Origin of the sequence: Micromonospora sp. DT233, from assembly GCF_049841815.1 — a bacterium.
Lineage (GTDB): Bacteria > Actinomycetota > Actinomycetes > Mycobacteriales > Micromonosporaceae > Micromonospora.
In genome coordinates, this window is record NZ_JBNCLB010000021.1 from 51,118 (window position 1) to 62,198 (window position 11,081).

Genomic DNA, 11,081 nt, shown 5'->3' on the forward strand with positions numbered 1-11,081 from the left:
GTGGGCCGTGGCTGACGCGGTGGTGGTGGAGGGCCTGCACCGCAGCTACGGCGCGGTGCAGGCGGTGCGGGACGTGAGCTTCACCGTCGCGCACGGGGAGATCTTCGCGCTGCTCGGGCGCAACGGCGCCGGCAAGAGCACCACGTTGGAGATCCTGGAGGGCTTCCGGGCCCGGGACGGGGGGCGGGCGGAGGTGCTCGGCCTCGATCCCGGGGACCGGGCCACCGCCCGGCGGCTGCGCGAGGCGATCGGCGTGGTGCTCCAGGACATCGCGGTGGAGCCGTACCTGACGGTCCGGGAGACCATCGCCCGGGACGCCGGCTACTACCCGACCCCCCGCGACGTCGACGAGGTGGTGGAGCTGGTCGACCTCGCCGGGCAGGCGCGGCGCAAGGTCCGCGACCTCTCCGGCGGGCAGAAGCGCCGCCTGGACCTGGCGCTGGGGATCATCGGCAACCCCACCCTGCTCTTCCTCGACGAGCCGACCACCGGGTTCGACCCGAACGCCCGGCGGGGCGCGTGGCAGCTCGTCCGCGACCTGCGCGACGCCGGGCTGACCATCGTGCTCACCACGCACTACATGGAGGAGGCGCAGGAACTGGCCGACCGGGTGGCGGTGATGTCGGCGGGCACGATCGTGGCCATGGGTCCCACGGCCAGCCTCGGCGGGCGGGACGCGGCGCTGACCCGGATCGCGTTCACGCTGCCCGACGGGTGCGCGGTGGCCGACCTACCGGTGCCCGCCACGCTCACCGACGGGCAGGTCCGTGTCGAGACGCTGGAGCCGACCGTGACGCTGCACCGGTTGACCGGGTGGGCGTTGGAGCGCGACGCCGTGCTGGCCGGGCTCACCGTCGACCGGCCCAGCCTGGAGGACGTCTACCTGCGCCTGACCGACGACGAGCCGGCGACGCCCGCCCGCAGTCTCGAAGGGAGCAACCAGTGAGCACCGTCGCCGCGCCCCGGGCGCCCCGCCGCGACCTGGCCCTGCTGTGGCACCAGATCCGCTACGAGCAGCTCAGCTTCTGGCGCAACCCGCAGAGCGCGTTCTTCACGTTCCTCTTCCCGGTCGTGGTGATCGCGATCTTCGGGGCGCTCTTCGGGGACGTGGGCAGCAGTGAGTACTTCTACGGCCGGTCGGCGATGCAGTACTACGTCTCGACCATCGCCGCGGTCTCCGTGCTGGGCGCCTGCTACAGCCAGCTGGCGATCGTGCTGTCGACCCGCCGGCAGAACGGGCTGCTCAAGCGGGCCCGCGCGACGCCGCTGCCGACGTACATGTACTTCCTCGGCCTGCTCGCGCACTGCATCGTGGTGAGCGTGGTGGACGTCCTGCTCATCATCTTCGTCGGCAGGCTGTACGGGGTCCGCTTCCCGGCCGCCGCCCAGTGGCCGGTGATCGCGGTGACCGTGGTGCTCGGCGCGGCCAGCTTCTGCGCCCTGGGGGTCGCGGTGGCGTCGCTCATCCGCAACGCCGAGGCCGCCCCGTCGGTGGTGCAGTTGGTGCTCTTCCCGCTGGTCTTCGTCTCCGGCACGTACATGCCGATCCACTCCGAGGTGCTGACCATGGTGACCGGCGCGCTGCCGGTGCAGCCGTTCAACGAGGCCCTGCTGGGTGCGTTCACCGCGCAGTCGGGGGTGCCGTGGCGAAGCTTCGCCGTGCTGCTGGCCTGGGGCGTGCTCGGCGCGGTCGTCGCCATCCGCCGCTTCCGCTGGGACCCCCGGCCGGAGTGAGACCGGGCCGGCGTCCGCCGGCCCCCTGGACGGCCCCACGCGGGCCGGGCGGCCGTGGCCCCTCACCCCCCGGGGCGGCCACGGCTGCCACCTCCGGCCACCCTCGGGCCGGATACGGAGGGGCCCCCGCGGTGCGGCGGGGGCCCCTCCGCCAGCTCCGGCGGAGCCAGTCGTCTGCCTCAGATCCGGCGGAGCCACTCCTCGACCACCCCGGCGGTGGAGGCAGCCAGGTCCTCCATCATCGTGAAGTGGTTGCCGGGCACGTCGACGACCTCGTCCGCCTCGCTCCACCCGGTCTGCCACTGCCGCGCCGGCAGGTCCTCGCCGCCCGGCATCGGCGCCCCTGCGCGCACCAGCAGCACCGGCGCGGTCAGCTTCGGCGGGGTCCAGTCGCCCAGCAGGTTGAAGTACCAGCTCATCGCGGAGAGCCGGGCCGCGTCCATCCGGGCGAAGCTGGCCTCCCGGTCGAACATCCCGCCGAGGAGCTGGTCCTCGAACTGGCCGAGGGAGTCGTCACCGGGCACGTACGTGTCGAGCAGCGCCACCCCGGCGGCGCTCGGGCCGTCGCGGTCCAGCCGGGCCGCCGTGGCGTGCGCCAGCACCCCGCCGGAGGAGGAACCGAGCAGGGCGAACGGGTGGTCACCGACCTGTTCGCGCACCATCCGGGCCAGCAGCTCCACCAGCGCCTCGGGGGTGGCCGGCAGCGGCTCCCCCGCGGCGAAGCCGGGCACCGCCAGCGCGACGACGTCCCGCACGTCGCGGAACGCCGAGGCGAACCGCGCGTACTGGTGCACGCCGGCCAGGGCGACCTGGGAGCTGAAGCAGACCAGCCGGATCGGTTCCGGGCCCTTCGCGAGCCGCACGGCGGTCGGCAGTTCGTCCACCTCCGCCGCGTCGGCGAAGGTCGGTCGCAGCCGGGCCACGCTCTGCAACAACTCGAAGCCCTCCCGGAGGCGGCGCTGCTCACAGGCCTGCCGGAAGAGGACCCCGACGACGTCCTGGGCCGGCCGGGGCGCGGCGGGCTCGTCGACACCCGACGCCACCGGTTGCGCGACGCCCAGTTCGGTGTCGAGGAACTCGGCCACGGCGCGCGGCGAGGCGTAGTCGAAGGTCAGCGTGACCGGCAGGGCCAGCCCGGTCGCGGCGGCCAGCGCGTTGCGCAGCTCCACCGCGGTCAGCGAGTCCAGGCCCAGTTCGAGGAAGGGCTGCTCCGGGGCGACCGCCTCGGGCGAGGGGTGGCCCAGCACCCCGGCGGTGGCGGCGCGGACCACGTCGAGCAGCGCCGCGCCCCGCGCCGGGCCGTCCAGCTCACGCAGGCGGCGGGTCGGGGACGGGCCGCTGCCCCCGGCGGCGCGCCGCCGCGCCGGACGGGCCAGCCCGCGCAGCAGCGGGGCGGGCTCCGCGCCCAGCGCCGCGACGTCCAGCCGGAGCGGCACGAGCGCGGCGGCGTCGACCCGCAGGGCCGCCTCCAGCAGGGCCAGCCCCTGCTCGTCGGTGAGGGCGAGCACCCCGCCGCGCCGCATCCGGTCCCGGTCGACCTGGTCGAGCCGGCCGGCCATGCCCTGCTCCCAGGCCCCCCAGGCCAGCGACACCGCCGGCAGGCCGTCGGCCCGCCGCTGGTCGGCCAGGGCGTCGAGGACCGCGTTCGCGGCGGCGTAGTTGGCCTGCCCGGGGGTGCCGAAGGTGGCCGCCGAGGAGGAGAAGAGCACGAACGCGGCCAGCGGCGCGTTTCTAGTCAGCTCGTGCAGGTGCAGCGCGGCGTCCACCTTGGCGCGGAACACCGCGTCGAAGCGGGCGGGGGTCAGCGAGCCGAGCACCCCGTCGTCGAGGACGCCGGCGAGGTGCAGCACGGCGGTGAGCGGGTGCCGCGCCGGCACCGTCGCCAGCACGGCGGCCAGGGCGTCCCGGTCGGCCGCGTCGCAGGCGACCACGGTGACGTCCGCGCCGAGCGCGGTCAGCTCCGCGCGCAGCGCCGCCGCCCCGGGGGCGGCGGGTCCGCGCCGGCTGACCAGCAGCAACCGGCGTACGCCCCGGGCGGTGACCAGGTGGCGCAGCACCGGCCCGCCGAGGGCGCCCGTCGCGCCGGTCACCAGGACCGTGCCGTCCGGGTCCCACCCGGTGTCCGGTCCCTCGGGCGCGGCCACCCGGGCCAGCCGGCCGGCGAGCACCCGCCCGGCGCGGACCGCGAGCTGCGGCTCGCCGCAGCCCAGCGCCGCCGGCAGGGCCAGCACGCTCTCCGGCTGCCCGTCGACGTCGACGAGGACGAAGCGGCCCGGGTGCTCCGACTGGGCGGTGCGCACCAGGCCCCACGCCGCCGCGGCGGCCAGGTCGTCGGGCCGGTCGTCGCCGGTGCCGAGGGCGCCCCGGGTGACGACGGCCAGCCGGCTGCCGGCGAACCGGTCGTCGGCCAGCCAGGCCTGCACGGTCTCCAGGGCGGCGGCGGTGACGTCCCGCACCGCCCCGGCGGGGTCGGTCGCGGGGTGCGCCGGGCCGGGCCGGCCGGTGACGCAGACCAGGACCAGCTCCGGCAGGGTCATCCCGGTGGAGACGGCGGCGGTCAACGCCGTCAGGTCGGCGAACGACTCGACCGGGACACCCGCCGTGGTGAGCGGAGCGGCGATCGCCAGCGCGTCCGAGCCGACCAGCACGCACCGCCCGGAGACCGCGTCGTCGACCGGCACGGGCACCCAGTCCACCCGGAACAGCCAGTCGTCGGCGGGCTCGGAGCGGCGCGTCGGCGCGGCCGCGAGGGGGCGCAGGGTCAGCGCGTCGACCGAGGCCACGGGCCGTCCGGCCGGGTCGACGGCGGCGATCGCGACCTCGTCGGCACCGGTCGCGGTCAGCCGGACCCGCAGCGCGGTGGCGCCCTCGGCGTGCAGGTCGACGCCGCGGAACGCGAACGGCACGAGCCGGCCGGCGGCGCCGGGCAGCAGGTACGCCAGCCCGTGCAGGGCGGCGTCGGCGAGCGCCGGGTGCAGGCCGTACCGGTCGGCGTCGGCGCGGGCCGACTCCGGCAGCACGACCTCGGCGTACAGCTCGTCGTCGCGCCGCCAGGCCGCGCGCAGGCCGTGGAAGGCCGGCCCGTAGCCGACACCGTCGTCGGTCGGCGCGTCGTAGGCGCCCTCGACGTCCACCTCCACGGCCCCCGGCGGGGGCCACGGCGTCGCGTCGAACGGTGCGGGCTGCGACCCGTCCGCCGCGCTCAGTGCGGCGGTCGCGTGCAGCGTCCACGGCTCGTCGCCGTCGGCGGCGGCGGGCCGGGAGAAGATCCGTACCCGGTGGCCGCCCGCCTCGTCGGCGGGGTCGGTGACCACCCGGACCTGCCGGTCGACGGCGTCGTCGAGGCGCAGCGGCGTGGCGAGGACGAGTTCGTCCACCCGGGCGGCGTCGGCGTGCTCCCCGGCGTGCAGCGCCAGCTCCAGCAGCGCGGTGCCCGGCACCACCGGCGTCCCGGCCACCAGGTGGTCGGCCAGCCACGACGGAGCCGTCACGCCGAGCCGACCGGTGCAGACGGAGCCGCCGTCGGGCAGCGGCACGCAGGCACCGAGCAGCGGATGGCCGGCACCGGTCAGGCCGGCCGCGGCGAGGTCGGTGGGGGCCGAGCCGGCGTCCGCCCAGAACCGCTGCCGCTGGAACGGGTACGTGGGCAGGTCGACGCGGCGGGCGGCGGTGCCGGCCCAGCACGCCGAACGGTCCACCCGGTCGCCGTCGGCCAGCAGGCCGCCCAGCACCGCGCCGAGCGTGGTCAGCTCCGGCCGGCCCCGCCGCAGCAGGGCCCCGCAGGTCAGCTCCGGTTCCCCGCCGCGCAGCGCCTCCTCGACGGCGGTGGCCAGCACCGGGTCCGGGCCCAGCTCGACGAAGCGGGTGACGCCGGCCGCGTGCAGGTGGGCGACCGCGTCGTGGAAGCGGACGGCCTCGCGGACCTGCCGCACCCAGTACTCCGGCGCGCCGACGTCGGCGCCGACGGCCACGGTGGAGACCAGCGGGATCCGCGCCGGGTGGTACGTGACGGACTCGGCGACGGCCCGGAACTCCGCCAGCATCGGCTCCATCCGGGCCGAGTGGAAGGCGTGGCTGACCCGCAGCCGTCGGGTCGGCCGGTCGGCGAAGTGACCGGCCACCGCCAGCACCGGGGCCTCCTCGCCGGAGAGCACGACCGCGTCGGGGCCGTTGACCGCGGCGATGCCCACCCCGTCGACCAGCAGCGGCGACACCTCCGCCTCGGTCGCCCGGACGGCCACCATCGCGCCGCCGGGCGGCAGCGCCTGCATCAGCCGGCCCCGGGCGGCCACCAGCCGGCACGCGTCGGGCAGGGTGAGCACCCCGGCGACGTACGCGGCGGCGAGCTCGCCGACCGAGTGGCCGATCAGGTGGTCGGGGCGCAGCCCGTACGACTCCAGCAGCCGGTACAGCGCCACCTGGAGCGCGAAGAGTGCGGGCTGGGCGTACCCGGTGGCGTCCAGCGGGCGGTCGCCCTCGGCGGGCGTGGAGTCGTCCCACAGCACGTCGCGCAGCGGCCGGTCGAGTTCGGCGTCGAGGTGGACGCGGACCTCGTCGAACGCCTCGGCGAAGACCGGCGCGGTCGCGTACAGCTCCCGCCCCATGCCGGGGCGCTGGCTGCCCTGCCCGGTGAACAGGTACGCCACCGGGCGGGTCCCGGAGCGGCCCCGGGCCAGCTGCGGGGCGGTCTCGTCGGCGGCGACGGCGGCCAGGCCGGCCAGCAGCTCGTCGCGGTCGACGCCGAGCACGACCGCCCGGTGGTCGAAGACGGTCCGCGCGGTGGCCAGCGAGAGACCGACGTCCAGCGGGTCGACCTCGGGCCGGCGGGCCAGGTGTTCGCGGAGCACGTCGGCGTGGGCGCGGACGGCCTGCGCCGAACGCCCCGAGAGCAGCAGCGGGACCAGCGGCGGCCGCGCGGCGGGGCGGGCCGGCGGGGCCGGCGCCGCCGTGGGCTCCTCCAGGACGACGTGGGCGTTGGTGCCGCTGATGCCGAAGGACGAGACGCCGGCCCGGCGGGGCCGGCCGGCCGGCTGCCAGGGCACCGCCTCGGTGAGCAGCCGCACCTGCCCGGCCGACCAGTCGACCTGCTCGCTGGGCGCGTCGACGTGCAGCGTCGGGGGCAGCACGCCGTGCCGCATCGCCTGCACCATCTTGATGATCCCGCCGACCCCCGCGGCGGCCTGGGCGTGACCGATGTTCGACTTGATCGACCCCAGCCAGAGCGGCTGGTCCGCCGGCCGGTCCTGCCCGTACGTCGCCAGCAGCGCCTGCGCCTCGATCGGGTCGCCGAGGACCGTGCCGGTGCCGTGGCCCTCCACGGCGTCCACCTCCGCCGGGCGCAGCCCGGCACGGTCGAGGGCCTGCCGGATCACCCGCTGCTGGGCGGGGCCGTTCGGAGCGGTGAGCCCGTTGGAGGCGCCGTCCTGGTTCACCGCGCTGCCCCGGACCACCGCGAGCACCTGGTGGCCGTTGCGGCGGGCGTCCGACAGCCGCTCCACCAGCAGCATGCCGACGCCCTCGGCCCAGCCGGTGCCGTCCGCCGCCGACGCGTACGACTTGCACCGGCCGTCGGGGGCGAGGCCGCGCTGCCGGCTGAAGTCGACGAACGTGCCGGGGGTGGCCATCACCGTCACCCCACCGGCCAACGCCAGGTCGCACTCGTCGTCGCGCAGCGCCTGCGCCGCCAGGTGCAGGGCCACCAGCGAGGACGAGCAGGCGGTGTCGACGGTGACCGCCGGCCCCTCGAGCCCGAGCAGGTACGCGACCCGGCCGGTGGCGACGCTGCCGGCGGAGCCGGTGCCGAGGAAGCCCTCCGCGCCCTTCGGCACGCTGTGCAACCGGGCCAGGTAGTCGTGGTACATCACCCCGGCGAAGACGCCGGTGCGCTGGCCGCGCAGCGTCGCCGGGACGATGCCGGCGGACTCGACCGCCTCCCACGACGTCTCCAGGAGCAGCCGCTGCTGGGGGTCCATGACCAGGGCCTCGCGGGGCGAGATGCCGAAGAACGCGGCGTCGAAGTCGGCGGCGTCGTGCAGGAAACCGCCGTGCCGCACGTAGCTGGCCCCGCCGGCGTCCGGGTCGGCGTCGTAGAGCCGGTCCAGGTCCCAGCCCCGGTCGGTGGGGAACGGGGTGACCCCGTCGGCGCCGGAGGCCACCAGCTGCCACAGGTCCTCGGGGGTGCGCACCCCGCCGGGGAACCGGCAGGCCATGCCGACGATGACGACCGGGTCGTCGGTGCGTCGGGTGGCCCGGCGGGCGGCGGGCCGGGGCGCGTCGCCGCCGAGCAGCCGTTCCAGCAGGTGCTCGGCGACGGCGGCGCCGGTCGGGTGGTCGAAGACCAGCGTGGCGGGCAGCCGCAGCCCGGTCGCCGCGTTGAGCCGGTTGCGCAGCTCGACCGCGGTGAGCGAGTCGACACCCAGGTCCCGGAACGGCCGGTCCACCGGCACGTCCTGCGCGGTGTCGTGGCCGAGCACGGTGGCCGCCTGCTCGCGGACCAGGTCGCGCAGCGCGGCCCGGCGCTGTTCGGGGTCCAGCCCGGCGAGCCGGTCGGCCAGGGAGGCCGCCGCGACGGAGCCGGCCTCGGCGGCGCGACGCCGGGGTCGGCGGACCAGGGTGCGGAACACCGGCGGCAGGTGCTCACCGGCGTCCCGCAGGGCGGCCAGGTCCAGCCGCATGGGCAGCACCGCCGCCCGGCCGGTCCCGGCGGCCAGGTCGAACAGGGCGACCCCGTCGGCGGTGGAGAGCGGGACGACCCCACCCCGGGCCATCCGCCGCAGGTCGGCCTGGTCGAGTTGCCCGGTCATGCCGCTGGCCTGCGCCCAGAGGCTCCAGCCGAGGGAGAGCGCGGGCCGGCCGGCGTGCCGGCGGTACGCGGCGAAGGCGTCCAGGAACGCGTTGGCGGCGGCGTAGTTGCCCTGGCCGGGGGCGCCGAACGCGGCCGAGACGGAGGAGAAGAGCACGAACGCGGTCAGCGGGGCGTCCCGGGTCAGCTCGTGCAGGTTGACCGCCGCGTCCACCTTGGCGCGGAGCACCTGCCGCACCTGGTCGGGGCGGAGCGAGGTGACGGTGGCGTCGGCGAGCACGCCGGCCGCGTGCACCACGCCGGTCAGCGGGCGGTCGGCGGGCAGCGCGTCCAGCGCGGCGGCGAGCGCCGCCCGGTCGGCCACGTCGCAGGCGACGACCACGGGTTGCGCGCCGAGCGCGGTCAGCTCCGCGACGAGGTCGGCCGCGCCGGGTGCCGCCGGTCCGCGCCGGCTGACCAGCAGCAGGTGGCGTACCCCGTGGGTGGTGACCAGGTGCCGGCAGAACACCGCGCCGAGCTCGCCGGTGGCACCGGTGACCAGCACCGTGCCGGTGGGGTCCCACAGCGTGGCCGGCGGGTCGGCGACCGGGGCTGCGGGGGCGAGCCGGCAGCCGAGCAGCCGACCGTCGCGGACCGCGACCTGCGGTTCGTCGGCACCAAGCGCCGAGGCGACGACGGACGAGGCGGCGGCCGACGGGGCGGCGGTCGACGGGGCGTCGACGAGCTGGAATCGTCCCGGATGCTCGGACTGCGCCGACCGGACGAGCCCCCAGACCGCCGCGCCGGGCAGGTCGGTCACGGCGTTCCCGGCGGCGGCGGCGATCGCGCCGTCGGCGACGAACACCAGCCGGCTGGTCTCGAACCGCTCGTCGGCCAGCCACTGCCGGATCAGCTCCACCGCCCGCAGGACGGCGTCGTGGGTGGACCGGGTGACGTCCGGGCCCGCCGACGCCGCCCGGGTCAGCACCACCTCCGGTACGGCGGCACCGGTGTCCAGGGCCGCCCGCAGGGCGGTGAGGTCCGGGTACCGCCGGCCGGGCAGCGTGTCGCCGGTCCCGTCGCCGCCGAGGCACGCGAGGTCGGTCGGCTCGGTGTCCGGCCCCGGAATCGGCGTCCAGTCCAGGTGGTACAGGGCGTCGCGTGGGGTGTCGGGGCGGGACGGGTCCCCGGGGGCGTCGGCGGCCATCGGGCGCAGCGTCAGCGACGCCACCTCGGCCACCGGACGCCCGGCCACGTCGGCGGCCTGCACGGTGACGGTCTCCGGCCCGGTGGGGCGCAGCCGGGCGCGCAGGGCGGTGGCACCCACGGCGTGCAGGGTCACCCCGCTGAAGGAGAACGGTAGCCGGCCCGGCTCGCCGGCCCCCGGCCCGCCCGTCGGCGCGGCATCGCCGGTGGCGGCGAGCGCCATGCAGTGCAGTACCGAGTCGAGCGCGGCCGGGTGCAGGCCGAGCGTGTCCGGTCCGGTCGCGTCGTCGGGGAGCGCCACCTCGACGAAGATGTCATCGTCGCGGCGCCAGGCCCGCTGGAGGCTGCGGAAGACCGGCCCGTAGCCGAGGCCGGCCCCGGCCAGCGTGTCGTACAGGCCGGCCACGTCCAGTGGCTGCGCGGCGGGCGGCGGCCACTCGGTCAGGTCGTAGGCGGCCTCGGGCTCGGCCGGGGCGAGCAGACCGGTGGCGTGGTCCGTCCACTCCGCGTCCGGGCCGCCGTCGAGCCGGGACGACACCTGCACCGGCCGGCAGCCGGTGTGGTCGGGCGCGCCGATCAGGATCTGCAGGTGCGCCATCCCGGTCGGGGGGATCACCAGCGGGCTGGTGATGGTCAGCTCCTCGACCCGCTCGCAGCCGACCCGCTCCCCGGCGGACAGGACGAGTTCCAGGTGGCCGGTGCCGGGGAAGACGATCCGGTCGGCCACCCGGTGGTCGGCCAGCCACGGCTGGACCTGCACCGACAGCCCGCCGAGGAGCAGGACGTCACCGGTGCCGGCGACGGTGATCATGGCGTGCAGCAGCGGATGCCCGGTCCGGGTGGCACCGAGCGTCTGCGCGCCGGCGGCGAGCCGGGCCCTCGGCCAGTAGCGCTGGTGTTGGAAGGCGTAGGTGGGCAGGTCCACGGTCCGGGCGCCGGTGGGGGCGAGGAACGCCGCCCAGTCGACGGTGCCGCCATCGGCCCAGAGCCGGGCCAGCGCCGTCACGGCGGTGGTCGGCTCGGCCCGCTTGCGGTGCAGCACCGGCACGGCCAGCACGCCGTCGCGGGTCTCCTCGACCGCGCCGATCAGGCTCGCGTCGGGGCCGAGCTCCACGAACCGGGTCACCCCCAGCTCGGCGGCCCTCTGCACCGCCGCACCGAACGTGACGGTGCCGCGCACCTGCTGCGCCCAGTACTCGGCGGTGAACTCCTCCACCACCTGCCCGGTGAGGGTGGAGACGATCGGGATGCTCGGCCTACCCAGCTTCACGGTCCCGGCGAGCCGGGTGAACTCGGCCAGCATCGGGTCCATCAGCGCCGAGTGGAACGCGTGGCTGACTTCCAGCCAGCGGCCCTGCCG

3 protein-coding genes are annotated in these 11,081 nt (G+C 77.0%); 2 read left to right on the forward strand and 1 reads right to left on the reverse strand.

Annotated features, from left to right (window positions below):
* The first annotated feature begins 7 nt into the window (after window positions 1-7).
* Both ACLQ2V_RS27215 and ACLQ2V_RS27220 read left to right on the forward strand, forming a co-directional pair.
* Window positions 8-946 (forward strand): ABC transporter ATP-binding protein, encoded by a 939-nt coding sequence (locus ACLQ2V_RS27215; RefSeq protein ID WP_425721437.1) that lies wholly within the window; start codon window positions 8-10, stop codon window positions 944-946.
* Complete coding sequence (locus ACLQ2V_RS27220) at window positions 943-1,734, forward strand: ABC transporter permease (RefSeq protein ID WP_425721438.1); 792 nt, start codon at window positions 943-945, stop codon at window positions 1,732-1,734. Before ACLQ2V_RS27215 ends, ACLQ2V_RS27220 begins: the two co-directional genes overlap by 4 nt.
* A 179-nt stretch (window positions 1,735-1,913) precedes the next feature.
* On the opposite strand, the gene ACLQ2V_RS27225 is transcribed toward ACLQ2V_RS27220, so the two are convergent.
* Window positions 1,914-11,033, reverse strand: a complete 9,120-nt coding sequence (locus ACLQ2V_RS27225; protein WP_425721439.1) for an SDR family NAD(P)-dependent oxidoreductase — start codon at window positions 11,031-11,033, stop codon at window positions 1,914-1,916.
* Window positions 11,034-11,081: the final 48 nt, after the last annotated feature.

Bases quoted from the DNA above. Each gene is read 5' to 3' on its own strand.
- ACLQ2V_RS27225 (WP_425721439.1), bottom strand. From the start codon at position 11,033: ATGGACCCGATGCTGGCCGAGTTCACCCGGCTCGCCGGGACCGTGAAG.